The 21,439-nt window shown below is 47.8% G+C and carries 37 protein-coding genes; all 37 read left to right on the forward strand.

Annotated elements, in window-relative coordinates; translation table 11 throughout:
* The 37 genes from GVO62_RS04965 to GVO62_RS05145 all read left to right on the forward strand — a co-directional run bounded on the left by GVO62_RS04965 (position 1) and on the right by GVO62_RS05145 (position 21,433).
* Complete coding sequence (locus GVO62_RS04965; RefSeq protein ID WP_159117995.1) at positions 1-549, forward strand: hypothetical protein; 549 nt, start codon at positions 1-3, stop codon at positions 547-549.
* Positions 550-555: 6 nt separating this feature from the next.
* Positions 556-864: a hypothetical protein gene (locus GVO62_RS04970; protein WP_159117996.1), complete on the forward strand. Its 309-nt coding sequence runs from the start codon at positions 556-558 to the stop codon at positions 862-864.
* Positions 861-1,142 carry a hypothetical protein gene (locus GVO62_RS04975; RefSeq protein ID WP_159117997.1) on the forward strand — a complete coding sequence of 94 codons (282 nt, stop codon included), beginning with the start codon at positions 861-863 and terminating at the stop codon, positions 1,140-1,142. The genes GVO62_RS04970 and GVO62_RS04975 overlap by 4 nt, the downstream gene beginning before the upstream one ends.
* The gene (locus tag GVO62_RS04980; RefSeq protein WP_159117998.1) at positions 1,139-1,831 is read left to right on the forward strand and encodes a DUF3164 family protein; all 693 of its coding nucleotides are present in this window, start codon (positions 1,139-1,141) and stop codon (positions 1,829-1,831) included. Before GVO62_RS04975 ends, GVO62_RS04980 begins: the two co-directional genes overlap by 4 nt.
* On the forward strand, positions 1,806-1,982 hold the full coding sequence (locus tag GVO62_RS04985; protein WP_159117999.1) for a hypothetical protein: 177 nt from the start codon (positions 1,806-1,808) through the stop codon (positions 1,980-1,982). Before GVO62_RS04980 ends, GVO62_RS04985 begins: the two co-directional genes overlap by 26 nt.
* A gap of 72 nt (positions 1,983-2,054) precedes the next feature.
* Complete coding sequence (locus GVO62_RS04990; protein WP_159118000.1) at positions 2,055-2,219, forward strand: hypothetical protein; 165 nt, start codon at positions 2,055-2,057, stop codon at positions 2,217-2,219.
* The gene (locus GVO62_RS04995) at positions 2,220-2,750 is read left to right on the forward strand and encodes a gp16 family protein (protein ID WP_159118001.1); all 531 of its coding nucleotides are present in this window, start codon (positions 2,220-2,222) and stop codon (positions 2,748-2,750) included. It begins immediately after the preceding gene.
* A complete protein-coding gene (locus GVO62_RS05000) occupies positions 2,747-3,178 on the forward strand; it encodes a Mor transcription activator family protein (protein ID WP_159118002.1) in 432 nt (143 codons plus the stop codon). Before GVO62_RS04995 ends, GVO62_RS05000 begins: the two co-directional genes overlap by 4 nt.
* 8 nt (positions 3,179-3,186) lie before the next feature.
* The gene (locus tag GVO62_RS05005) at positions 3,187-3,513 is read left to right on the forward strand and encodes a hypothetical protein (protein ID WP_159118003.1); all 327 of its coding nucleotides are present in this window, start codon (positions 3,187-3,189) and stop codon (positions 3,511-3,513) included.
* Between the two features lie 13 nt (positions 3,514-3,526).
* The gene (locus GVO62_RS05010) at positions 3,527-3,763 is read left to right on the forward strand and encodes a hypothetical protein (protein ID WP_159118004.1); all 237 of its coding nucleotides are present in this window, start codon (positions 3,527-3,529) and stop codon (positions 3,761-3,763) included.
* On the forward strand, positions 3,760-4,197 hold the full coding sequence (locus GVO62_RS05015; protein ID WP_159118005.1) for a hypothetical protein: 438 nt from the start codon (positions 3,760-3,762) through the stop codon (positions 4,195-4,197). Before GVO62_RS05010 ends, GVO62_RS05015 begins: the two co-directional genes overlap by 4 nt.
* A gap of 17 nt (positions 4,198-4,214) precedes the next feature.
* Complete coding sequence (locus GVO62_RS05020; RefSeq protein WP_159118006.1) at positions 4,215-5,105, forward strand: AAA family ATPase; 891 nt, start codon at positions 4,215-4,217, stop codon at positions 5,103-5,105.
* A gap of 317 nt (positions 5,106-5,422) precedes the next feature.
* Positions 5,423-6,121 (forward strand): Rha family transcriptional regulator, encoded by a 699-nt coding sequence (locus tag GVO62_RS05025; RefSeq protein WP_159118007.1) that lies wholly within the window; start codon positions 5,423-5,425, stop codon positions 6,119-6,121.
* 5 nt (positions 6,122-6,126) lie between these two features.
* The gene (locus GVO62_RS05030; protein ID WP_156141753.1) at positions 6,127-6,300 is read left to right on the forward strand and encodes a hypothetical protein; all 174 of its coding nucleotides are present in this window, start codon (positions 6,127-6,129) and stop codon (positions 6,298-6,300) included.
* 102 nt (positions 6,301-6,402) lie between these two features.
* Positions 6,403-6,909, forward strand: a complete 507-nt coding sequence (locus GVO62_RS05035) for a hypothetical protein (protein WP_159118008.1) — start codon at positions 6,403-6,405, stop codon at positions 6,907-6,909.
* A 52-nt stretch (positions 6,910-6,961) separates the two neighbouring features.
* Positions 6,962-7,492 carry a hypothetical protein gene (locus GVO62_RS05040; protein WP_159118009.1) on the forward strand — a complete coding sequence of 177 codons (531 nt, stop codon included), beginning with the start codon at positions 6,962-6,964 and terminating at the stop codon, positions 7,490-7,492.
* Positions 7,483-7,752: a hypothetical protein gene (locus tag GVO62_RS05045; protein ID WP_159118010.1), complete on the forward strand. Its 270-nt coding sequence runs from the start codon at positions 7,483-7,485 to the stop codon at positions 7,750-7,752. The genes GVO62_RS05040 and GVO62_RS05045 overlap by 10 nt, the downstream gene beginning before the upstream one ends.
* Positions 7,752-8,270, forward strand: coding sequence for a hypothetical protein (locus tag GVO62_RS05050; protein WP_159118011.1), 519 nt, complete (start codon positions 7,752-7,754; stop codon positions 8,268-8,270). Before GVO62_RS05045 ends, GVO62_RS05050 begins: the two co-directional genes overlap by 1 nt.
* Positions 8,270-8,494, forward strand: a complete 225-nt coding sequence (locus GVO62_RS05055; protein WP_159118012.1) for a hypothetical protein — start codon at positions 8,270-8,272, stop codon at positions 8,492-8,494. The genes GVO62_RS05050 and GVO62_RS05055 overlap by 1 nt, the downstream gene beginning before the upstream one ends.
* 1 nt (position 8,495) lies before the next feature.
* A complete protein-coding gene (locus tag GVO62_RS05060; protein ID WP_014976452.1) occupies positions 8,496-8,885 on the forward strand; it encodes a DUF2730 family protein in 390 nt (129 codons plus the stop codon).
* Entirely contained in the window at positions 8,885-9,178 is a 294-nt protein-coding gene (locus GVO62_RS05065; protein ID WP_014976451.1) for a VpaChn25_0724 family phage protein, read from the forward strand. Before GVO62_RS05060 ends, GVO62_RS05065 begins: the two co-directional genes overlap by 1 nt.
* Positions 9,179-9,183: 5 nt before the next feature.
* Complete coding sequence (locus GVO62_RS05070; RefSeq protein WP_159118013.1) at positions 9,184-9,756, forward strand: DUF3486 family protein; 573 nt, start codon at positions 9,184-9,186, stop codon at positions 9,754-9,756.
* Entirely contained in the window at positions 9,756-11,411 is a 1,656-nt protein-coding gene (locus GVO62_RS05075) for a terminase large subunit domain-containing protein (protein WP_159118014.1), read from the forward strand. Before GVO62_RS05070 ends, GVO62_RS05075 begins: the two co-directional genes overlap by 1 nt.
* Entirely contained in the window at positions 11,411-13,054 is a 1,644-nt protein-coding gene (locus GVO62_RS05080; RefSeq protein WP_159118015.1) for a DUF935 domain-containing protein, read from the forward strand. Before GVO62_RS05075 ends, GVO62_RS05080 begins: the two co-directional genes overlap by 1 nt.
* A 2-nt stretch (positions 13,055-13,056) precedes the next feature.
* Positions 13,057-13,275: a hypothetical protein gene (locus GVO62_RS05085; protein ID WP_159118016.1), complete on the forward strand. Its 219-nt coding sequence runs from the start codon at positions 13,057-13,059 to the stop codon at positions 13,273-13,275.
* A gap of 3 nt (positions 13,276-13,278) precedes the next feature.
* On the forward strand, positions 13,279-14,697 hold the full coding sequence (locus GVO62_RS05090; protein WP_159118017.1) for a phage head morphogenesis protein: 1,419 nt from the start codon (positions 13,279-13,281) through the stop codon (positions 14,695-14,697).
* Entirely contained in the window at positions 14,697-14,894 is a 198-nt protein-coding gene (locus GVO62_RS05095; RefSeq protein ID WP_159118018.1) for a hypothetical protein, read from the forward strand. Before GVO62_RS05090 ends, GVO62_RS05095 begins: the two co-directional genes overlap by 1 nt.
* A gap of 1 nt (position 14,895) precedes the next feature.
* Positions 14,896-15,348: a phage virion morphogenesis protein gene (locus GVO62_RS05100; protein ID WP_159118019.1), complete on the forward strand. Its 453-nt coding sequence runs from the start codon at positions 14,896-14,898 to the stop codon at positions 15,346-15,348.
* 97 nt (positions 15,349-15,445) lie between these two features.
* Positions 15,446-16,279, forward strand: a complete 834-nt coding sequence (locus GVO62_RS05105) for a hypothetical protein (RefSeq protein ID WP_159118020.1) — start codon at positions 15,446-15,448, stop codon at positions 16,277-16,279.
* 44 nt (positions 16,280-16,323) lie between these two features.
* Positions 16,324-17,535 (forward strand): phage protease, encoded by a 1,212-nt coding sequence (locus tag GVO62_RS05110; RefSeq protein ID WP_159118021.1) that lies wholly within the window; start codon positions 16,324-16,326, stop codon positions 17,533-17,535.
* Between the two features lie 42 nt (positions 17,536-17,577).
* The gene (locus tag GVO62_RS05115) at positions 17,578-18,510 is read left to right on the forward strand and encodes a Mu-like prophage major head subunit gpT family protein (RefSeq protein ID WP_159118022.1); all 933 of its coding nucleotides are present in this window, start codon (positions 17,578-17,580) and stop codon (positions 18,508-18,510) included.
* Positions 18,511-18,587: 77 nt separating this feature from the next.
* A complete protein-coding gene (locus GVO62_RS05120) occupies positions 18,588-18,938 on the forward strand; it encodes an HI1506-related protein (protein ID WP_159118023.1) in 351 nt (116 codons plus the stop codon).
* A 23-nt stretch (positions 18,939-18,961) separates the two neighbouring features.
* Positions 18,962-19,384, forward strand: a complete 423-nt coding sequence (locus GVO62_RS05125) for a gp436 family protein (RefSeq protein ID WP_159118024.1) — start codon at positions 18,962-18,964, stop codon at positions 19,382-19,384.
* A complete protein-coding gene (locus tag GVO62_RS05130; protein ID WP_159118025.1) occupies positions 19,384-19,809 on the forward strand; it encodes a phage tail terminator protein in 426 nt (141 codons plus the stop codon). Before GVO62_RS05125 ends, GVO62_RS05130 begins: the two co-directional genes overlap by 1 nt.
* Entirely contained in the window at positions 19,806-20,012 is a 207-nt protein-coding gene (locus tag GVO62_RS05135; protein WP_159118026.1) for a hypothetical protein, read from the forward strand. The genes GVO62_RS05130 and GVO62_RS05135 overlap by 4 nt, the downstream gene beginning before the upstream one ends.
* Positions 20,009-20,956 (forward strand): hypothetical protein, encoded by a 948-nt coding sequence (locus GVO62_RS05140; RefSeq protein WP_159118027.1) that lies wholly within the window; start codon positions 20,009-20,011, stop codon positions 20,954-20,956. The genes GVO62_RS05135 and GVO62_RS05140 overlap by 4 nt, the downstream gene beginning before the upstream one ends.
* A 93-nt stretch (positions 20,957-21,049) precedes the next feature.
* Positions 21,050-21,433, forward strand: a complete 384-nt coding sequence (locus GVO62_RS05145) for a hypothetical protein (RefSeq protein WP_014976435.1) — start codon at positions 21,050-21,052, stop codon at positions 21,431-21,433.
* Positions 21,434-21,439 lie beyond the last annotated feature (6 nt).

The raw sequence follows: 21,439 nt of genomic DNA on the forward strand, positions 1-21,439 counted from the left end.
ATGTCGCAAACCCTCAGCCAGCGTAGCTGGGAGTGGATAAAAGAACAGCCAGACTTTCACTCGACTGAGCTGGCGAAGGAAATGGAAGTCACGTTGCACCAAGCGCAGATGGTTATTGACCACCTGAAACAGCTTGGTGCGGTAACAACAGTTAACCGTAGAGCTAATCCGGTCGTTTACGCCAAAGTTTCTCGCGCAAAACCGTATTTGCCAGGAAAGAACAAAAGTAGTCCGCAGCCAAAGTCAAAGCGCCAAAAAATATGGCAAGCAATGCGGTACCTGGAAGTGTTCACCATTCCTGAAATTATGGCACTGGCGCAATGCAGCAAAAGCAGTGTGGAGCGCTACCTCACCGACCTGTGCCGCTTTCAGTATGTTGTAAAAATTAGCTCGTTCAACAAGCGAGCACCAATGGCAAGACGCCGAGGCTGGCATAACCGCTACAGGTTGTTGAGCAACACGGGCCATATGTACCCGATTGCAAGACAGGAAGGCTTGTACGACCAGAACCTCAAAAAACTAGTGGTGGCTACCACGGCGACTAAGTGAGGAAACATGGATTGGTATGAATTATTAACAAACAAGGTCAAGGAACTGGGCCGTCGTCAGGTTGAGCTAGACACGGGTATGAGCAAAACCACGCTTTCTCAGGTGCTGAATGAAAAGTACCCAGGGAGCATTAGCAACATTGAAAAGAAAGTACTGGCAGCGTACGCAAATTTAACAGTGACCTGTCCAGTGCTTGGTTCAATAGCGGTTAAACGCTGTTTAAACGAACAGATAAGACCGTTTTCGGCAAGTAACCCGCAGCGCGTCAGGCTTTTTAGAGCGTGCCAAAACTGCATACACAGGAGCAAGCAATGAACGCTTACAACACTGCTTTTAAGAAAAGAGTGGATAAGGCGAGCTTGGCGATGACGCACCTCATCAAACAAGGGTGTGCCATCACTGGCCTGTCTATCAAAGACACATCCACCGTTATCAATATCCTCCCGCCAAGAGACAAGCGAGTAAAAGGAACATTGATTTCAATTACGGGTACGCACACTGGCCGATGTCACATGATGGCTACACGACTATACGGCTGCACGGTGCAGTGGCACTTAACCAATGAAGAACCACAACAGGAATTAAACGCATGACATCTATCGACAAGCTTTATCAAATTGCAAAACCAGAAGCCCCGACTGGGTTTATGGAAGATGGTGAGGGCAACCTGCGTCGTAAAGACCGCATTAAGCCGCTTGAGATTGAGCGCGACAAATTAACAAGAGAGCTCTTTATTAACGCAATTCTGGTTCATGACGAACTACAAGCGTTCACCAAAAAGTTGAAACGAGACATTGCTGAGTTTGTAAGTCACGCAATGAAAAATTATGACAAACGCCTAGGCGGTACCAAGGGCAACGTCACGCTTTATAGTTTTGACCGTCGCATAAAGATTGAGCGCAGCCGTCAAGACAGATTGTGTTTCAACGAAAACCTTGTTGCCGCAAAAGCAATGATTGACGAGTGCATCAAACGTTGGTCGAAAGGCAGCAACAAGAATCTCCAAGCCATTGTGCAAGGTGCTTTTAAAACCGATAAGCACGGGCGTTTTAGCGCTGCCAAGGTGTTAAGCCTTCGCCAACACAACATTCAAGACGAGCAATGGCAATTAGCTATGACCGCACTGGCTGATGCCATTGAGGTTGATAGCAGTGCTGAGTACTTCCGCATTTATTTCCGTCTCGAAGATGGCACGTATCGCCAGCTTGCACTGGATATCTCAGACATTACTACTGACACCAACAAGGAATTGAAAAATGAGCAATCAACCGAAAGTGCTTAGCCGAACCCACATTGGCTCGAAGCGAGAGATAGCCGAAGCCGTTGCGCAGCTGCCGCCAGACGTTGATGGAGTAGAAGAAACTTACGTGATGAATGTGTATCACGACGAAAGCAACAACGAAAAGTGGCTAGAAATAATGCCAGCTAAATAACGAGCGGCCCTTCGGGGCCCTTAACCAAAGCGTTGAAATGTTCAGTGCTTTGTTTAGGGAAAGGAGATAACCATGCTACGACTTTGTTTATTTATGATGTCACTTTACGCCACGGCGTATTGCTTTTACTTCGGATACAACTGGGGAGGTGTGGTTTCTCTTTTGGTTGCAGCCTTGCTGTTTGCTCAAGCGTTTTTTCAAGGCGCGGCTGACAGCTTGCCAATTGGAGACGAATAAATGTCTATCAAACGCGGATTAATTACCAAAATTCATGTTGCTAAAGCGCAGTTACGAATGGACGAGGAAAGTTACCGCAGCTTACTTAATCGTGTAACGGGTACCGACTCTTGTTCAGGCATGAGCGTGCAGCAGCTGGAAACGGTTATGCATGAAATGAAGGCCAAAGGTTTCAAAACGAGAAAAGCGCCGTCAGGACGCAGGCTATCGCCAAAATCTAAAGGCACTGAAATAGACAAGGTGCGCGCCATTTGGATAACCATGTATCAACACGGTTTTGTGCGCGATGGCTCTGAAAGTGCGCTGGATGCCTATGTATCGCGCATGGTGAATGTGTCACATGTGGGCTGGCTTAGAGGTGCACCGCTAGAAAGGGTGTTGGAGTCACTTAAAAACTGGCACCGCCGTGAAATGGCGAATGCGCTTATTGCCAACGGATATACCGTTTTGAAAGGTCACAGAAAGGTTTGGCCCACAGAAAACGCGCCCTACGACTACGTGAAAAGTGCGTTTGAGGAGTTATTGCCGTGAGTGACCAGAACCACTTTGACTTTGATGATGACTTCGACGCGCTGCTAGAAAATTTGCCGGAAATGGCAGACGACAAAGCGCTGGCGATGGCCAGATACAAAGAGCACTTGTGGGCACTGGTTCTTATTTGTGAGCGACGTCTTAACAAGGCAAACATTGACGGCGACAAGGCGTACAAGCTGAGCTGCCAGTTGATAGCTGAAATTGCCCACTACCAAGGCGGCGAGTGTAGATACTTGCCACGAGGCGAACGTCTGCAACAGGAACTGCGCGACATTCAAATGTTCCGTTTATGGCATAAACACAACTGGCCAGTAGAAAAAATTCGCAAAGAATACTGCCCTGAACTTAACCAAATTCGTGTTTACGAAATTCTGCGCACCAAACGTGAAGAATATCGCAACAAAATCCAACCACAGCTTTTGTAGGAAAACCAATGAAAACAGGCATACAACTGATAACAGCAGAAAGAGCAAGACAGATTAATGAAGAGGGTTACACCCTAGCGCTGGACTCACTTTACAAGCCAGGTGAGTTAACCAGTGCCGCTATTTGCTACGCCATCGTCGGTGGCAGTTCACCCAAAATTAGAGAGTCGGTGCACGTGCAAGCAGCAATGGGTTTGAAGCCAAAAGGTTGGCCTTGGGGTGTTGAATCTTGGAAGCCTGGGCAGGACCACTCTGTTGACTCAAGAGTTCGCGAGCTCACTAAAGCTGGAGCTTTACTGGCCGCAGAAATAGATCGTCTTTTAAACATGCAATAAAAGGTTATGAACTATGAGTAAAAGACTGTTCCCTGAATTAGACAAATTAGCTGCCAAAAGTAGCGAGCTTGAAACCATTGAAGGCTTTGTAGAGTTCATGCGAGAAAAAGGAGTTCAATTTGGCTGCTGGGAGAACAATACATTTGAAGCGTGCCCCATAAAGCTCAGTGAATTTATCTATGAGTATCTCGGAATCGATATGAGCGATGTTGAAAATGAGCGTCGCAAGATTTTGGAACAGTTGCAATGAGCCTCGTCATACTCGGCCACACCATTACACAAACGCAGCTCAACATCATTTTGGATGGCAGAGCGGTGGAACGTAACTATGTACTGGCGGTTAAAACGGGCCTTCCTGAAAACGTTGTCACAGAAACGGTACGACGAATTCAGGTCGAAGGCTTACGGGTAACGCCACTATTAAACAAACTGCTTTACGGCGGTAACAACAAACTATCTGGAGAAAAACCAATGTCAGAAAAAATAACAGAGCCAGAAGATATTCCAATGGATGAACTGTTTGGCTGTGTCGAACTGTCGAAGCGCGGCTCTAAGCTGTTGTTCAAACTGTTTGAAAGCTTAACAAAAGACCATCTGATCGCCGCTGGGTTTTCAGAAGAAGACATCGAACACTTTGGCGGCGTGTATCACACCATCAAATACCAAGCGCTAGAAGAACTCTAATAAGAAAGGACCAATAAATGCTCCAAATACTCACCCAAGCAAGCCTGTGCGAAGCCGACTTCAATCAAAAAATCGACTTCGTGATTGAGGGCTTTATTACCAAGCGCATGATGACCATGGTGTATGCCGATGGCGGGAACGGCAAAAGCTGGTTAGCGTTCGCACTGGCAAAGTACTGCGCGGTTCGAATGAAGCAGGTGTTTTACCTCGACTTCGACAACCCATTAAGCGTGCTAAAAGAACGAAAGGTACACGAGCTGCTGATAGCGCCATACTCCAACTTGCATTATGTACAGCGCAGCAAAAGCCCCCTGCCCCCGTTTGAGCTGCTGCGAACCCTTGCCGAAAACGCTACCGCCAATCAGTTTGAAGACATGATCTTCTTTGTGGATAGCTTGCGAGACTTTGCCGATGTAAACAATGAAGCCAAAGTAGGCATGGTTATGAGCATGCTAAAAGACATTCGCGAGGCAGGCGGTACCATTCTAATACTGGGCCACAGCAACAAAGACGGGCGCAACTACCAAGGCAGTAATGCAATACGAAATAGCCTAGACAACATGTATCAGCTTAAGAAGCGTGAGCTTGCTGAAGGCGTAGGTGTGATTCTTGAGGTCAGGAAAGAACGTGCCGCCATTGTCGACAAAGCATTCGATATCGACCCGAATACGCTAGAGCTAGAAGAGGTAGACTTAATTGAAGCGCAAGCTTCAGAGCAAGACCTTGAGTTCGTAAACCAGATTAAGCACGTGTTAGTTCGAGAAGGCCAAGTTGGAAAAGGCGACCTTCTTAACGCTGCTGGATATGCAAAAGATGATAAGACCGCGCGCGCTCGACTAGAAAAATACGACGGTATTTACTGGAAAAGCTCTAAACGCCACACCCGTATATTTTACCAATTGTTGTAGTTGTAGCTGTTGTAGACCTTCTACACGTTTTGCACAAATACCCAATCATTTGCATAAGGAAACATTGACACGCCGCACGCACGGGATTAAGGTTGCCGCACTGAAACCACAAAGCGGACAACCGCACCCGAAAGCCTTGCGGCCTTTTTATGCCTGTAAGTTAGGCATAGATCCGTCCATTTTCAATGGCCGGGTGGAGAGGCGTTAATACAACACCCGCAAGGGAAATAGGCCCGGAGCTCTTTGTGGCTTCAGTTGACACCCGGCTACCAGCTACTAACTGGTAGGCGTTAACTAAAAACACAAAGGAGACCATTATGGTCAATCAACTCCCAGACGTGGACTTGCGCCACTACATCTCTGTGAAAGAGAATCAACTCTATACTCCGTCAACACGCATTGCAGAAGTTTTCGATAAGCCGCATAAAGATGTCTTAGCAAAAATAAGAAGGCTTGATTGTTCAACCTTCTTCACTGAGCGAAATTTTTCGCTCAGTGAATTTACCGATACAACGGGTCGTAAGCTGCCTATGTATAACGTCACTAAAGACGGTTTCATGTTCTTGGTGATGGGTTTTACAGGCAAGCAAGCCGCCGCCATAAAAGAAGCTTACATCAATGCGTTCAATCAAATGGCCGATACACTGCAAAGCAGTCAGCTCGACAACAGTGCAGTACAAGCATTACAGGCTACCAATCAAGACTTGCAAGGCGAGTTGTTGCAGCTATACCGCGACAAAGCCCAGTTGTTAGAACAGCAGCTGTCGCACACTAAAAAGGCCAGTACGAGAAAAACACCCAGCAATAAATACTTCGAGCATAAAAAGCACCAGTTCATACAAAACGTTGTCCAGTACCTTCGTCAACATCCGGGGGCGAATAAAACAAATGTAATGGCGGCTGCTGGTTTCAAAAAGGATGATAAAACAGCCCGCAAATGGCTGGCAGATTATGAAGGCATCCACTGGGAGAGCGAAATTATCGGTATCTCTCACGCTTATTTTTGCAAGGAGTAATGCAAATGGACAACACAGACTTTTTAGAAGAGCTAAACACGCTTACCACATGCCAAGAGGCGCTCGCCGAATTGTTGGGTGCAGTACCCGAGGGAATATGTTCTACGCGTAAACTCGCTGTTTTACTCGACTACCTTCAGTCGCAGCAAGGAAAGCTAATCGATACGCTAAGTCGATAAACGCCAGCCCGCCATGTGCGGGCTTTTTATTGAAAGGTGGAGTTTAAATTTGACTGAATTCAAAATGCGATCCATTCTACTGGCTTTTAAAAGGAGTTTAATATGTTTAGAACTGCAGTGTTACTTTCTGTTTTAGCCATTGGCGCATGTTCAAATACGTCTGGGCTAGCCCCAAAAGTCAGTCATTCTGGATTTGATAATTCAAAAGTTGTTAATATCGCACCGCACGGTAACGCATGCACTTACATGACCTGCACTGGCTTCGGTCTGCAATGGAACAGTAAGTATCCAGATGATGCTTTTATGATCGTGCAAGTATTCAATGACGTTACCCCAATTTTTGGTGCGCAGTTAAATATTGATGGTGACATTATCACGCTTAAAGAAAGCCAACTTGTTTCAAGTTACGACGTCGATGGCTACACGCGAAATAGTTCGAAAGCTTTTTCAGTGGGTCTAGAAACCCTTGAGAGCATAGAAAACGCCAGTAGAGTGTGGATGCGAGTTGAAACGCCCGACGGTACAATAGAGGACGCTATCATAGACAATGGTAAAGATAGTAAGTCATACCATGCGCTCAAACGTTTTTTAGTTGAAGTTAAAAGTTAACCTAAACCCAGACTAATCCCACCTATCTCACCGCCATCGCTACGATGGCGGCATGAACCAAGAAAATTCCACTTACTACTACGGCCTTAAGTCGAAAATTCAAGCTCTTTCTTTAGCACATCAAGTTTGTAATGTGCTGGGACATGGCTCGCACGGCTACGCTACTAACTTGCTGCTTGAAACTGCTGCAGCCGAAACGTGTCTTGGTCTTTATCAAGACCCTACGCCAGTCGGTGCAGGTATGGGGCTATGTCAGCATGACGCCATTGCATTCAAAGACATTATTCAGCGTACACCCCGACGTTTTATTTATCTTATCGATAAGCACTTCGGTTGCGACATCACAAAATTACAGCATCCTCACTTAGCCAATGACCCTTTACTAAGTTTCATATTCTGTCGTCTGCATTATCGCTTACGGCCAGAGCCAATCCCTTCGTCATTGCGAGGGCGCGCGGAGTACTGGAAACAGTTTTACAACTCAATGGCAGGTAAAGGCACAGTTCAACACTACTTAGACAACGCTCATGCATATCTTTACTGCCTAACGCCATCAGACTTGAGCACACCACCATGCCCGTAAGCAAATTTAACCAAGAATGGTTTAACACGGGTCGCCGTGCTCGTTTTAAAGCCGAGAAACAAGCGAGAACTTCGGGAACCCTTACGCTGTTGCCTGAAAGCAGCTATCGCGCTACTGCTCATTGGTACTGGCGGCAGGGCTGGAATAGTGTGACGCGTCAAGAGCTGGAAGCTTACCTAGACAATGGTGAGACACCTCAGCGACTGAATGCCGAGCAACACATCACTAAAATACGTAAACAACTTGGAGCACATGCTTAATGTCTTTATTAGCCACTGCAGGAATTTCAGCCCTCATTAAATATGGTCCGTCACTGATTCGCCTCTTTGGTGAGCGTAAAGGTGGTGCGACGGAAAAGGTGGCACACACCATTGCCGATGTCGTAGAGGCAGTTAACGGCGACACATCGCCAAGTAGCGTAGCCAAGGTAAAGGCCACCGTAGACAGCTTACCGCCAGAGGTTGTAGGCGAAATTGAGCTAGGGCTAGCACAAATTGAAGCCGAGCGAGAGAAAGCCAGGCTAGCTCATGATTTGGGGATGCATACTCAGCAGCAAGAAACTCTGCGTTCGGGTAAAGAAATTAAAACATTTCGCCCTGAAATTGCGCGGCGGCACAGCTGGTTCACAGTGGCGTATATCTTTGTAATGGAGTTGCTCAATGCCTTCGACCATGGCAGTGGTGCCAATTGGGAGATAGCGCTACTTATCGCTTCGCCAGTGCTTGCTTGGTTTGGCTTTAGAACATGGGATAAATTCAGCAAGCAGGGAGCCAGCTGATGGATGCAGCGGATATGGCACATAAAGCCAGCGCCCCTTTTAAACGAATGGCCACGCGCTTTAGGCCTAACCAAGTAACACCTACACCACCCATTAAAACTGATGAGAATGGCGCACCTTTATGCGTGCGCTGTGATGCCGATATAACTCAACGCCGCAGAATAATAGTCGATGCTCAGCGCTGCGCCGATTGCCAACAAGATGTAGAGAACGGGAATCGATAGCATGGAACATGTAGTAAGCCACCTTAACGACAACTGGAAAATTTATTCGTTCTTTGTATCAGTAATGCTGATGGCTGGACTTTATTGGCTGAGCAAGTATTTCGCGACAAAGACAGAGTTAGCAGCGCACGTTAACAGCCAGGAAGAGCGCTTCAAACTAAACGAACTGAAGTTCAAAGACCATCAGATTGAGCACTACAAGCTACGCGATAAGGTGCATGAAATTGACAGCCACGTTAAGCACCTTCCAAGTGCCGGAGAAAGCGCCGCCCTTCGAGAAGAAATAGCCCGTTTAAATGGACGATTAGAAGGCATGGAACCTTTGTTTAAACAGGTGTTAAACAACGTAAACATACTTTTTGAAAACGAGTTGCGCGGAGACAAGAACTAATGGCAATCGCAATTATAGTAAACGAACACGAGCGCTTAAGCATTTTGCACTGCCTAGCAGCAATGGATGACTATGCCGCGAATAACAGCATTATTCAGGGTGTGTGCGCCAGCTACGGCAACACAATGACCATCGATAAGCTAGGCACTCAGCTTCATTGGTTGAAAGAGCAAGGCTTAGTCACATTGGACCATCATGAGAGTTACACCATAGCCCGCATTACACAGCGCGGCCTAGACGTTGAACGAGGCCTTGCCACCACACCAGGTGTTAAGCGCCCAGGGCCGAGGTAGCAGCCATGAGTGATAAGCGCACCCGTGGCAAGCCCAGCAAAATAGACCAGCTTCCCGACGACATAAAGTCTGAGCTGATTGAGCTATTGCGCGATAAATCCGTTACGCAAACCGAAGTGCTTGAACGGGTTAATACTCTTATTCGTGAGGCTGGCTTACCCGAAGAAGAACATATCTCACGTAGCGGTCTTAACCGCTATGCCACGCGCATGGCCACAGTGGGCAGTCGCATTCAGGAAGCCCGTGAAGTGTCTAAACAATGGGTAGACCAGCTGGGCGGTAAGCCAACAGGTGAAGTCTCGAAAGTGCTCATTGAAATGGTGCGCACCCTAGCGTTCGACCAAGTGTTAAAACTGTCTGAATCAGGCGAGGCTATTCCCCCAAAATTTATTAAAGAACTAGCCGTTGGAGTAGAAAAACTTGAGAAAGCCGCGTCTGAAAGTACCAAGCGTGAAAAAGAAATCCGCAAGGCCATGGCGGAAGAAGCCGCAGAGCGTGCCGCAGAAGTAGCCAAAGCAGCGGGGCTTACCGCAGATGGTGCTGCGCAAATTAAGCGTGAGATTCTGGGGATTGCCTAATGAAGCTACCACCAAAGCCCGCCTCTACGCCTAAGGAAATTAGGCCCAGTAAAACGCAATATCAAAAAGCCATTGAGGAATGCGACAGGCTTGAAACGCGGTTCGGCCTTCCCACCTTCATTCCCTTCGATGAGAACGAACTTTTACTTGGGTACCAGAAGCGCTGGGTAGCCGATGACTCCCCGTTAAAAATTGCTGAAAAGTCGCGTCGAACCGGTATTACGTGGGCCGAAGCATCAGACGCTGTACTTACCGCCAGTAAAACCAAAGGCGCACACGGTACCAACCACTTTTACGTGGGCTCAAATAAAGAAATGGCCCGTGAGTTTATTGATGCAGCGGCCATGTGGGCCAAGGCATTTGATAAAGTAGCAGGCGATATACAAGAAGAGCTATTCATTGATGAAGGTCAGGAAGGTAAAGAAATTCTGACCTTTGTTATTCACTTTGCCAGTGGCTTTAAAATTCAAGCGCTGAGCTCGAAGCCGTCTAACTTGCGCGGTATGCAAGGTAACGTAACCATTGACGAAGCGGCCTTTCACGACCAGTTAGCCGAAGTACTCAAGGCTGCTCTCGCCCTTACCATGTGGGGCGCAAAGGTGCGCCTTATCAGCACCCACAACGGCGCTGAGAACCTATTCAACCAGCTTATACAAGACAGCCGCGCGGGGAAAAAGCGTTACAGCATTCATCGTATTACGCTAGATGACGCATGCAATGAAGGGCTATACCAGCGGATATGCCAGGTTAAAGGGAATGACTGGAGCCAAGAGGCCGAACAAAAGTGGAAGGACGATTTACTTAACGATACCGCCAGCCAAGAGGATGCGCTGGAAGAGTATTTCTGTGTGCCTAAATCGGGCGGTGGTGCCTACATTAGCCGTGCCCTAATCGACAAGGCTATGGTGCAACCCGACGAAAGTGGCCAGCCCACCGTTATCCACTATGCACAAAGCGCTGAGTGGAACCAGATGCGCCCTGACTTGCGCGCAGCCGATATTAAAGACTGGTGTAAAGAGGTATTACTGCCACAGCTGGAGAAGTTAAACCCAGAGCAGCGCCACTGCTTAGGGGAGGACTTTGCACGTTCTGGCGACTTAACGTGTTTATGGGTTGGTGCAAGACAGCAAGACTTGAGCCTTCGCGTACCGCTTGTGGTGGAACTTAAAAACATTCCCTACAAGCAGCAAGAGCAAATTCTGTTTTTCATCATCGACAGGCTACCGCGCTTTATTGGCGCACAATTAGATGCCACGGGTAACGGCGAATACTTGGCAGAACAAGCGGTTGACCATTACGGTGCGGGGCTTATTGAATCAGTCAAAATAACCGAGAACTGGTATAGAGAAAGCATGCCGCCCATGAAGTCACACTTTGAAGACTTCACCATCATCCTACCTAGCGATGCAGATATTTTAGATGATCTTCGCTCTATTCAAATTAATAACCGGGGCGTGCCTCGCATACCCGATGCGAAAACCGACAGTAAAAAACAGCGACACGGCGACGGCGCTATTGCCTGCTGCATGATGGTTGCGGCCAGTAAAATGGAGGGCGGTGAAATTGATTACATGAGCCTACCTTCCAAAGCCGAAAGGCACAACAACCGCGACAAAGACGACAACTACTCAATCCAACAAAGTGGGTGTTATTAATGGAAACCTACGAGCAAAATGGCACACGCTTTCGTGTGCGCGAACGTGGCCTAAAAACGAAACAAACCGATAACTCTGCACGTGTGGCGCAAATGCGACGCGAGTTTGCCGAGCACCCCAGTTCGGGGCTAACCCCAGCTACCTTGGCGGTTATCCTTAAAAACGCTGAGCAAGGCAACTTGCTGGAACAGTGTTATTTGGCCGAAGACATTGAAGAAAAGGACGGCCACATACAGGCTGAAATATTCAAGCGTAAGATGGCGCTAACCGATATCGATTGGCAGATAGAGCCGCCTGTGAATGCCACCGCCCAGGAACAAAAGGATGCGGCCAACATAGAGCAAATGCTGAAAGATGTGGAAGATTGGCACAATATTATATTCGGCATGGGTGACGGTATATTAAAGGGGTTCGCCAACATCGAATTTGAGTGGGGCTTTTACAACAACTTTCGCATTCCCGAAGGTTTCGAGCACCGCCCTGCTACATGGTTTCAACTACACCACGATGACCAAAATTGTATTGCCCTTCGCGACCAAAGCGGCAAAGGCGAAAAGCTGCGCCCACTAAACTGGTTACAGCATCGCCACCCTGCTAAAAGCGGCTATGCCGCGCGCATTGGGCTTATTCGTCAGTTGGCATGGCCGTTTATATTCAAAAACTATTCGGTGCGTGACCTTGCCGAGTTTTTAGAGATTTACGGTATTCCTATTAAGTTGGGCAAGTACCCCAGCGGTGCAACTGATACTGAAAAGAGCCGCTTGCTTCAAGCCGTACTCGGCATTGGTCACAACGCTGGGGGCATTATTCCGAAGGGCATGGACATTGAGTTTCACGAGGCAGCGAAAGGCGGAGGCAGCGACCCCTTCATGACAATGATGAGCTGGTGTGAACGCATCCAATCTAAAGTCATTTTAGGTCAAACCCTCACATCGCAGGTAGACAGCACCGGAAGCCAGGCTCTAGGTAATGTGCACAACGAGGTGCGGCAAGACATTCGCGATCATGATTTGCGCCAAATAGCCAACACCCTAAACCGTGACCTAATTTTACCCATGCACGCGTTAAACAGTTCGAGCTACCGAGGCGACCCAAGACGTAAGCCTCGCATTATATTCGACACACAAGAGCCCGAAGACATCAGCCAGTATGCTGACAGCTTGCCAAAGCTGGTCGACATTGGCTTTCGTATTCCGGCCAGCTGGGCACAAGATAAATTGCGCATTCCTGAGCCAGAAGGTGAAGAGGCTATCTTGGCTCGCGCTGTTGCCTTACCCGCGCCAGAAAATAAACCCAATCAGGCCGAAACAGAGAAAGAGGAAGCGGAAGAGGAAAAGCCGACAGCGCCACCGCAGTCAGCTGCTCTACGTTTAGCACTTGCCGCCCTTAGGGCGCAGCCACCGAAAGAAGACGGTGCAGACGTACTGACCCAACGCTTAATCAATCAGGCTGGCGAGTCGTTCGGGGCATTAATGCAGCCTATTGAGTCGCTAGTGGCCAATGCCGAATCATTAGAAGAACTGCTGGAGCAGCTGCTGGAACTAGAAGACCAACTGCCCACTGAAGATTATCAACTACTTTTGGGCCAAGCGTTTGCCGCTGCCGAATTAAGTGGCCGATTTGATGTGAACGAGGGGAGATAACAATGCGAAAAGCGTGGATTAAATTTTGGTTTAACGACTACACCAGAGTGATTGGTGTGTTCTTCGGCGGGCACTTATTAATTACTGGCCCATGGGCATTTGCACTATTAAGTTTCTTCGATGCACTTGAACACTTTCGTAACGTTATTTGGTTTTTGTACTCGTTTATACTGCTTTGGGCGATGCTTGATAACGACTACACCAAACTGGATGATCTATAACTGATGCCAGCGCAGTACGGCCCTCAGAAGTTTTCTGAAGCCATTACCCACTTTAGAAACAAGTTAAACATGCCCAGCGAACGCTGGGCTGATGTGTGGCGTGAACAGCACAACAACGCGTTTATGGTGGCTGGCGCAACGAAGACGGATTTGTTGGCCGACATTCGCCAAATGGTAGACAGTGCAATAGCCGAGGGCAAAAGTTTAAGCTGGTTTCAAAAAGAGTTTAAACACCTGGTTAAAAAGCACGGATGGGACCATACGGGCAGCGCCGCATGGCGAGCAAACATTATATACGACACCAATATGCGCCAAGCCTACAACGCAGGGCGCTTTCAGCAATTGCAAAACTTTCCCATTTGGCGCTATGCCCACGGAGATAGCCGCTACCCTCGCCCACATCACCAAAGTAAAGACGGTATCACCCTACCCAAAGAGTCACCTTTCTGGCTTACGTGGTTTCCACAAAATGGCTGGGGCTGCAAGTGCAAGGTGTTTGGCGAAACAGAGCGCAGCATGCGCAGACGCGGCTATAAGATGAGTAAAGAGCCCGTTATTGAGACTCGTGAATGGGTGGATAAGAAAACAGGTGAAGTACATTATGTGCCCGTGGGTATCGACCCTGGTTTCGATTATTCGCCTGGCTCAAAATCGCAAGCCGATGTGTTGCGCCAGCAGCAACTTTTAAAGCCGCCACTAAAAGAGCGCCTTCCTGAACGTGTGGTACCTAGCGCTTACTCAACGAATAAAAATGTAACCATTCATGGATTAAACAAGGTCATTTCAGAGTTGAGCCAGGCGCAACCACAAATGCGCCAAGTGACCGACTTTATCACTACCTACGGCATGAAAACCTTGTTTCTTAAACCGACTGAAATGGTAAGAGGAAGCAAGAAAGCCCGCGAGCTGGAGGACGACATTACCAGCTACCTGAATGTCCCAGTATCGAAAGCCTATGCCAACTGGCCTGTGCCCAGTAACACCGCACGGCGTGCAAATGGCTATACAGCACTAGCTTGGAATCACGTAGTCGTAAAAGCCAAAACGGGTGTAAACTTAAACAAAATAGCCAACATTACCGATTTAACCAATGCGGTAGAGGCGGCAATACTCGCTTTACAGGCTGGCAAGCGGCAATGGTCGCTGTCGCATATTGTAAGGCACTACACAGACAGTGGTGATCACGGTGGCGCAATAATCACATGGCTTCATGAAATGGGACACCAAGTTCAATTTCAGGCCATGCGCATGAATATTCCTACACCTGGCTTAAATGAAAGTATTACCACGTACAGTATGCAAGACACCATGGAATGGCATGCCGAGCACTTTGCGGCATGGGCGCTTAATCGCGCTGTACTTGAAACGCACTATCCAGCCATAACCGCATACTTCGACGAACTAATGGGGGAACTACTGTAATGAGTATTTTTGATAAAATTAACGCTGACCATAAAGAAGAAAGCGAGCAGCTGCGTGACGCACAGCAAGTGCTTCAATCGTCGGTACCTACCGCAGAAAAGCAAGCGCGTATTGAAGCGTTAATGCACAAAGCACCTGAACATGAAAAAACCATGTTTGGTGATCTTCTTTCTAACCTAGTGCTGCAGGCAGATTAAAATGGCTGGCAGCTTCATTACGGTTCGTGCTTATGGAAGTGGAGAGATAAATGCGTTGCTTTCTCGTATTGCTAGGGCAGGAACTGACTTAGAACCAGCGTTCGCGGAAATCGGTGAATATCTGATAGAAGCAACCCAAGAACGTTTTAAGCTTGAGCTTGCGCCCAATGGGGAGCAATGGGAACCGCTAGCGCCAGAGACATTAGCACGAAAAGGTGGCGAAGATAGAATACTGCAGCAATCCGGTACCATGCGTGATTTGTTAACCTATCAGATAACGGGAAGAGTACTCACGTTCGGAAGCAACCAAGAATACGCCGCCACGCACCAATTCGGTAGAGAGGAAGACGGCATACCCGCCCGCCCATTCTTAGGATTAACAACAGGGCCGTGGAGAGATGCAGACGAGATTGTTGAAATACTGCAAGACCACCTAAAAGATGCTGTTGCATAAAAACGCGATAGAAGCCATCCTAAGAGGACTTTGTCGTTTAGGCGAGCAAAGTTACCAATCAAAAAACTTAAACACTTCTGAAAGGATTTAAACAGCAATGAGCGAAGGGAAGCAACTGGTCGAAGATGAAAGTACGGCCCTAGACAAAATCATTCACTATTTCCCGTATTTTGCGATATCAATCACTATTCTAATGTTCGCCATTTACTTCATCAGATTTCATGGCGGTCTTGGTGACCACAACGCATTTGGAACATTCGGCGACTTCTTCGGTGGCATCCTCAACCCGATGCTTACATTCTTCACCATTTTACTTTTGCTTCGCCAGTTGAGGTATCAACGAAGTGAGCTGTATGCAACAGTAAGAGAGTTACAGAACACAGCGAAGATTCACAAAGAGACCATTAATCATAATCGAGCCGTTGATATTTACGAGAAAACTAGCAACACTTTCGAAATGTCACTTGCCCACTTTTTCGAATCGCTCGACTATAACTTTGTAAAAATTCCAGCGTCCGGAGATGATGTGGTCCCACTAGGCGGCTTGCAAATTCCAAAAGATAGAATTATCAGGAAAATTAATAATAAAGTTTCACTAAATACTCTCTTACCACAATGGGCGCTGGTTAAACCCGTTTTAGATAGCGACAAAGCAGAAAATTTCATCAATCATCTTCGAGCGGCACTAAATCGTACCGTTCGACATGGGAATAAGGTGTACACCCTCGCCAATACATATCAGCAGTTAGAGGTTAACAACCTTCTTTATCTGGAGAAATTTAAACGATTTAACGATAAGCTAATAAGTCTGCAAACGCACATCAAGGCACTCAAACTAAAAAAAGATGCAGCTCCAGTTACCGAAGAGCTAGATATTCTGATAGGTGATTCCCGCTCACTAATTGTACGAGCCGAAAACCCCCAAACCTAGACTAATCCCCTTCCTTCCCTATAGCCCGACATACTGGTCGGGCTATGAAAAAACAATTACCCGAACTTACATCTTCAGTACTTGGAGGCCGCCATGTAGCGACAACGCTAGCAGCAGCCGTGTCCTTTGCTGCCCTATCGAACCAGTCGAACAACGCTGAGTCTCCACTTGGCGTTGCTGCCTGTACCTTTTCAATTGATATAGAACAGCCCTGGCAACAAATACTCCCGGGAGCTGACTTCGCTGCCTATGATGGCCGCCCAACAGAGGTGCCAGGTAATAAGTGGCGCATCGATAATGCTAAAGGCGAAGCCCTCGCCGCCAAACTGAATGCGCGAGCCGATGCAGGCGAGCAGCTGCTTGTTGATTACGACCATCAAACCCTACTTGCAAAAGAAAACGGTAAAAAAGCCCCTGCCAGCGCATGGGGCAACAAGTTCGAGTGGCGCGAAGGCAAAGGCTTATTTGCCCAGCTTAACTTTACCCCCACCGCGCGCAAACACATTAAAGACGGTGAGTACAAATACTACTCACCCGTGGTGATTTACAACAAACATACAGGCGAAGTACTCGACCTGCACAGTGCCGCACTCACCAATGACCCAGCAGTAAAGGGCATGAGTCAAGCCGCTGCCCTTCATGCAAACGTTAATAACCAACCATCGGAGCCTAAGCCCATGAACGAAGCATTAGCCCTGCTATTTAACCTGCTGGGTATTACTACCCCATCTACCGACATCGATGCTGCTGCATTACATGCACAGTTAACTAAGCCAAGCGTGAAAGCCAAGCTTGACGAAATTAAGTCCAAGTTAGACGGCGCAGCGGAAAGCGACCAACAAATTGCCGCGCTTACGGCAAAAGTTGAGCAAGCCAAAGAAGGTATTAACCCAGCCGAGTATGTGCCTATTGAAACCTATAACGGCGTGGTAGCAGAGCTAGCAGCATTATCGGCAAACCACAGCGCAGTGACTGTCGACCAGCTTATTGAGCAGGCCCAAAAAGACGGCAAGTTCGTGGCGCAAGCAGAGCTGCCTTACTTACGTAGCCTGGGCAAAAGTAGCATGGCAGCCCTTAAAGCTCAGCTTGATGGCCGCGCAAGCGTGGAAGCCTTTGGTGGTAAACAAACCAAAGAAAAGAAACCAGACGGTGAAGACCAAAACGCCGTTGCGGCCCTTACCGCTGACCAAAAGCTTGTAGCAGACCAACTGGGCATTTCCCACGAGGACTACGCCACCGAGCTTAAGAAAGACTAGCTCTACGTCTAACCACACACTTAATTTGGAGAAATAAAGCACATGGCTATTATTACCTCACCTGTATTAAACGCAATCCGAACTGGGTTTCGTAAAAACTTCGAAGACGGTAAAACCCGTGGCATGCCGATGTACAATGCCGTGGCAACAATCGTTCCATCCTCAACCAAATCGAATACCTACGGCTGGTTAGGACAATGGCCAGGCTTCCGTGAATGGATTGGCGAGCGTCAGCTTAAATCACTTAAAGAGCACGGTTACACAATCACCAATAAGGCCTTTGAATCAACCGTGGCGGTTGACAGAGACGATATCGAAGATGACAACTTAGGCGTTTATTCGCCCATGATGGACGAAATGGGCTACGCCTCATCAGTATTCCCAGACGAACTGATATTTCCTTTACTAGGTGCTGGCTTCACATCTACCTGTTACGACGGTCAATACTTCTTTGATACCGACCACCCAGTCAATGCTGAAGTAGACGGCAGCGGAGCCGACACCTCGTTTTCTAACGCAATCATTGATGCAGGCTATGCAGGCGATGCCTGGTATCTGTTAGACACCTCTCGAAGCTTAAAGCCGCTTATCTTCCAAGAGCGCAAGGGTATGCAATTTGTCGCCATGGATAACCCTAACGACGAACAAGTGTTCATGAATAAGGTTTTCCGCTACGGCGTAGATTGTCGCTGCAATGTGGGCTACGGCTTCTGGCAAATGGCTATCGGCGTTAAGAAAGAACTGACTCCAGCAACCCTTTGGGAAGCTATCAACATGTTCCGCAGCTTCAAAGCAGATGGTGGCCGTCCATTAGGTTTAGGTAAGAACAAGTTAACGTTGGTGGTGCCGTCATCGCTGCACGAGCAGGCCACTAAGATTAATGAGCGCGAACAAATAGATGATGGCGGTGTAACGGTAAGTAACGAGCTCAAAGGCAAGTTTACGGTACTAAACCCCGATTACCTTCAAGCTTAACTACCTAGAACCTTAACAATCACTACAACTACTACAACTGGCTTTTAGATTAAGGCCAGTTGTTTTGGAGAAACGTTATGTCAAAACTAGCTATTACTGCACTGATTATCACCGCGAGCGTGCCTTCCTTTCGCCGCGCCGGCACAACATTCACTGATGCAGGTCAAGCCTTCCCAGACGGCTACTTTACAGACGAGCAGCTTGCCGCCATCCGCGCCGAGAAAAAACTGTCTGTACGCGAAATGCCAGCTGATGCCATCCCAGAAGGCATTGATGCCACGCTGGTCACTGCCGCGCTCACCGCTGCCGCCGCTGAAGAAAAGACGCAAGCGAAAAAGACTGCTTCGCAAACCGAACCTACCAAGTCGACGGGAACGAAAGCAACGGGTAAAGCCAGCACAACCAACGACACAGGTGCTAGCGCCTAATTAGCGCTAGTCGGAGCATCACTATGGCGTATTGCACTACTGAAAACTTAATTGACCGTTACGGAGCCGATGAACTGTTACGTCTTACTGACCGCGACAATAACGGCTTTATTGACGAGCAAGCAGTAAGTGCAGCCATAGAGGATGCCAGTGACTTGATTGATGGCTATTTGGGTGGGCGCTACACCCTGCCCCTAAATGTTGTACCTAGCGTTCTAATTAAAATATGCGCTGACATCGCTAGGTTCAATATGTACGACCACACCGTTCCTGAAACCGTCGATAAGAACAACAAGGCGGCGATGGACTTTTTGAAATCTGTGGGGAAAGGCGAAGTGCGTTTAGGTCTATCAGATAGCAACGAGTCGCCCGCATCTGACGACCAGATTCAAATTCAGAGTGAGACAGGCGTGTTTAGCCGTAGCAACTCAAAAGGGTTTATCTAATGTTGGATTTGGTTAAACCAAGAATAGCTAACGCGTTTGACGAGGTTGGTACCGCCGCCAACGTGCGCAAAGCGATGAGCCAACCACTACATCGCAATAACGCCGCGTTCGTCGTGCCAGTGAGCGATAGGCCCATGACAAACAGCCGCGACGTTGATTTAGGCCGTCCGCTACAGGAGTTTATTGTTACGTTTGGTGTAGTCATCGGCCTGCGGGCCATTAATGACCCAACGGGTGAGAAAACCTTGGCAGAACTAAAAACCCTGCGCAACACACTGCGTGACGCTCTCTTTGGCTGGAAACCTGACGACGAGCATGAACGCGTTATTTTGGGGAATGGCGACCTTATCGGTTTCACCAACGATGGCCTTTGGTGGATAGATAGATTTTCAACCAATACCTGGTACAGAGGAAATGCAACATGATCATAGTGACCAACGCCAGCGACAACGATATTAGGCGCGCAGCCGTTACTTTTAAGCCTGGTGAAAACAAGTTTAAAACGGGTGAGCTAAGCGACGGCAAACGCGCGCAAATTAGTGCACATCCAAAGCTAAAAGTCGTGGTTGTTGAAGACCGCCCAATTGAAACCAAAGCGCAGCCAAAAGCACAGGAGAAGAAATCATGAGTATCACTCCAGGGTTTCGAGAAGACAAAAAATTTGTAGTGATGGCGCTTCGCAGAGAAAGCGACACTAAAGGCACTGACTACATTGCCGCAGGTGCACAGTCTTTGGCACTACTTACCAAAGGGTTGGCGGTTGATCCTTATCAGAGCGAACAAATCACACGTGATTTAGATACGGGTGAGCAAGGTGGAGAGAAGGTCATACACGCTGGTGAAATGATGACACTTACCATCCCTGTTGAAATAGCGGGCTCTGGTGATGCATCAAGCGCAGCTGCATACAGTGCAATCCTGCAAACGGCAATGCGTGACGAAAAAACCGATGTTGCCAATGAAGTGACCCATAACCGGGTTCTTAATGCATCGGAAGAGCAAGACGGTACGTTCTACTTTTACTGGGAAGGGATGTATCACATTTTACTTGCAGGAAAATCATCCCTTACCGTCGCTGGAAAAATAAACGAACTTGGATACCTAACTTTTGAGGTGAAAGGAATCTACGGCGACACCATCGAGGGACTGCCACCTCAACCAGATTTCAGCGGATTTCAGGATCCTCTCCCACTAAGTAATTCCAACACCAAATTTACTTTGGATGCTCAAGCTCTCAACCTCTATGAGTATGAGCTTGCCGACAATCATAATGTTGAACATGACGAGGGAACTGAGCAAAACCAAGTGTTTATTGAAAGTTGGAGCGAAGAAGGAAAGTTCATTATTGAAAGCCCAGCACTGTCAACTTTCGACCCCTTCGCCTTAATGCGAACTTCAACACTTGTTCCATTTACATTCACCCACGGCGTTGCCAGTGGAGAAGTGTTTGAGCAATCGAGTTCAGGTATTCAAATTTTAACGGTTAAGCCTACCGCTATTAAAGGAAAGCAAGCGTGGGATTGTGGTTTCAGGGTTATCAAAGGCCATCACAGTATCATCAAGACCAGCTAATACAACGTGCCCCGCAGGGCGATAAAAGCGCTGAGCAAAGGAGTCAGCGATTTACTCACCGCCAGGGATGGCAACTCTGTTTGAGAATCAACCATGCCATTTATCTTAGCGAAAAAACGTGAAATCGAATGGCCTGTATCAATTGAAGTTCCAATTGATGGCGGCCATACCGAATCTCAAAAATGCACTGCAAGTTTTGAGGTTTTAAATCAAGACGAGTACGACAAGCTCATTGGCGATGACGTTAAATTCTGTGTTCGTGTCGTCACTGCATTTGGTAGTGACATTCAAGATGAAGACGGAAAACCACTCCCCTGTACAGCAAAAACAAAAGAAGCGTTATTTAAAAGTGCAGCATATGTGCGAATGGGCTTCATTAACGCATACCACGAAGCCGCCACGGGAATCGTAGCAAAAAACTTGAAGGGGCAGCCAGGCACTGGGCAGTCGGGCCGCAAAACCCGCAAAAAGAGATAGATGCCC

This window comes from Alteromonas sp. KUL150, from assembly GCF_009811475.1.
In the GTDB taxonomy this organism is placed as follows: domain Bacteria; phylum Pseudomonadota; class Gammaproteobacteria; order Enterobacterales; family Alteromonadaceae; genus Alteromonas; species Alteromonas gracilis.

Excerpts from the sequence above, each read along its gene's own strand:
- GVO62_RS05010 (WP_159118004.1), top strand. The coding sequence starts at position 3,527 with ATGAGTAAAAGACTGTTCCCTGAATTAGACAAATTAGCTGCCAAAAGT.
- GVO62_RS05145 (WP_014976435.1), top strand. The coding sequence starts at position 21,050 with ATGCCATTTATCTTAGCGAAAAAACGTGAAATCGAATGGCCTGTATCA.
- GVO62_RS05070 (WP_159118013.1), top strand. The coding sequence starts at position 9,184 with ATGAGTGATAAGCGCACCCGTGGCAAGCCCAGCAAAATAGACCAGCTT.
- GVO62_RS05065 (WP_014976451.1), top strand. The coding sequence starts at position 8,885 with ATGGCAATCGCAATTATAGTAAACGAACACGAGCGCTTAAGCATTTTG.
- GVO62_RS05100 (WP_159118019.1), top strand. The coding sequence starts at position 14,896 with ATGGCTGGCAGCTTCATTACGGTTCGTGCTTATGGAAGTGGAGAGATA.
- GVO62_RS05060 (WP_014976452.1), top strand. The coding sequence starts at position 8,496 with ATGGAACATGTAGTAAGCCACCTTAACGACAACTGGAAAATTTATTCG.
- GVO62_RS05015 (WP_159118005.1), top strand. The coding sequence starts at position 3,760 with ATGAGCCTCGTCATACTCGGCCACACCATTACACAAACGCAGCTCAAC.
- GVO62_RS05125 (WP_159118024.1), top strand. The coding sequence starts at position 18,962 with ATGGCGTATTGCACTACTGAAAACTTAATTGACCGTTACGGAGCCGAT.
- GVO62_RS04985 (WP_159117999.1), top strand. The coding sequence starts at position 1,806 with ATGAGCAATCAACCGAAAGTGCTTAGCCGAACCCACATTGGCTCGAAG.
- GVO62_RS05050 (WP_159118011.1), top strand. The coding sequence starts at position 7,752 with ATGTCTTTATTAGCCACTGCAGGAATTTCAGCCCTCATTAAATATGGT.
- GVO62_RS05085 (WP_159118016.1), top strand. The coding sequence starts at position 13,057 with ATGCGAAAAGCGTGGATTAAATTTTGGTTTAACGACTACACCAGAGTG.
- GVO62_RS04965 (WP_159117995.1), top strand. The coding sequence starts at position 1 with ATGTCGCAAACCCTCAGCCAGCGTAGCTGGGAGTGGATAAAAGAACAG.
- GVO62_RS05040 (WP_159118009.1), top strand. The coding sequence starts at position 6,962 with ATGAACCAAGAAAATTCCACTTACTACTACGGCCTTAAGTCGAAAATT.
- GVO62_RS05005 (WP_159118003.1), top strand. The coding sequence starts at position 3,187 with ATGAAAACAGGCATACAACTGATAACAGCAGAAAGAGCAAGACAGATT.
- GVO62_RS04995 (WP_159118001.1), top strand. The coding sequence starts at position 2,220 with ATGTCTATCAAACGCGGATTAATTACCAAAATTCATGTTGCTAAAGCG.
- GVO62_RS05115 (WP_159118022.1), top strand. The coding sequence starts at position 17,578 with ATGGCTATTATTACCTCACCTGTATTAAACGCAATCCGAACTGGGTTT.
- GVO62_RS05030 (WP_156141753.1), top strand. The coding sequence starts at position 6,127 with ATGGACAACACAGACTTTTTAGAAGAGCTAAACACGCTTACCACATGC.
- GVO62_RS05055 (WP_159118012.1), top strand. The coding sequence starts at position 8,270 with ATGGATGCAGCGGATATGGCACATAAAGCCAGCGCCCCTTTTAAACGA.
- GVO62_RS04975 (WP_159117997.1), top strand. The coding sequence starts at position 861 with ATGAACGCTTACAACACTGCTTTTAAGAAAAGAGTGGATAAGGCGAGC.
- GVO62_RS05090 (WP_159118017.1), top strand. The coding sequence starts at position 13,279 with ATGCCAGCGCAGTACGGCCCTCAGAAGTTTTCTGAAGCCATTACCCAC.
- GVO62_RS05025 (WP_159118007.1), top strand. The coding sequence starts at position 5,423 with ATGGTCAATCAACTCCCAGACGTGGACTTGCGCCACTACATCTCTGTG.
- GVO62_RS05045 (WP_159118010.1), top strand. The coding sequence starts at position 7,483 with ATGCCCGTAAGCAAATTTAACCAAGAATGGTTTAACACGGGTCGCCGT.
- GVO62_RS04980 (WP_159117998.1), top strand. The coding sequence starts at position 1,139 with ATGACATCTATCGACAAGCTTTATCAAATTGCAAAACCAGAAGCCCCG.
- GVO62_RS05035 (WP_159118008.1), top strand. The coding sequence starts at position 6,403 with ATGTTTAGAACTGCAGTGTTACTTTCTGTTTTAGCCATTGGCGCATGT.
- GVO62_RS04990 (WP_159118000.1), top strand. The coding sequence starts at position 2,055 with ATGCTACGACTTTGTTTATTTATGATGTCACTTTACGCCACGGCGTAT.
- GVO62_RS05130 (WP_159118025.1), top strand. The coding sequence starts at position 19,384 with ATGTTGGATTTGGTTAAACCAAGAATAGCTAACGCGTTTGACGAGGTT.
- GVO62_RS05105 (WP_159118020.1), top strand. The coding sequence starts at position 15,446 with ATGAGCGAAGGGAAGCAACTGGTCGAAGATGAAAGTACGGCCCTAGAC.
- GVO62_RS05110 (WP_159118021.1), top strand. The coding sequence starts at position 16,324 with ATGAAAAAACAATTACCCGAACTTACATCTTCAGTACTTGGAGGCCGC.
- GVO62_RS05135 (WP_159118026.1), top strand. The coding sequence starts at position 19,806 with ATGATCATAGTGACCAACGCCAGCGACAACGATATTAGGCGCGCAGCC.
- GVO62_RS05075 (WP_159118014.1), top strand. The coding sequence starts at position 9,756 with ATGAAGCTACCACCAAAGCCCGCCTCTACGCCTAAGGAAATTAGGCCC.
- GVO62_RS05020 (WP_159118006.1), top strand. The coding sequence starts at position 4,215 with ATGCTCCAAATACTCACCCAAGCAAGCCTGTGCGAAGCCGACTTCAAT.
- GVO62_RS05095 (WP_159118018.1), top strand. The coding sequence starts at position 14,697 with ATGAGTATTTTTGATAAAATTAACGCTGACCATAAAGAAGAAAGCGAG.
- GVO62_RS04970 (WP_159117996.1), top strand. The coding sequence starts at position 556 with ATGGATTGGTATGAATTATTAACAAACAAGGTCAAGGAACTGGGCCGT.
- GVO62_RS05080 (WP_159118015.1), top strand. The coding sequence starts at position 11,411 with ATGGAAACCTACGAGCAAAATGGCACACGCTTTCGTGTGCGCGAACGT.
- GVO62_RS05140 (WP_159118027.1), top strand. The coding sequence starts at position 20,009 with ATGAGTATCACTCCAGGGTTTCGAGAAGACAAAAAATTTGTAGTGATG.
- GVO62_RS05120 (WP_159118023.1), top strand. The coding sequence starts at position 18,588 with ATGTCAAAACTAGCTATTACTGCACTGATTATCACCGCGAGCGTGCCT.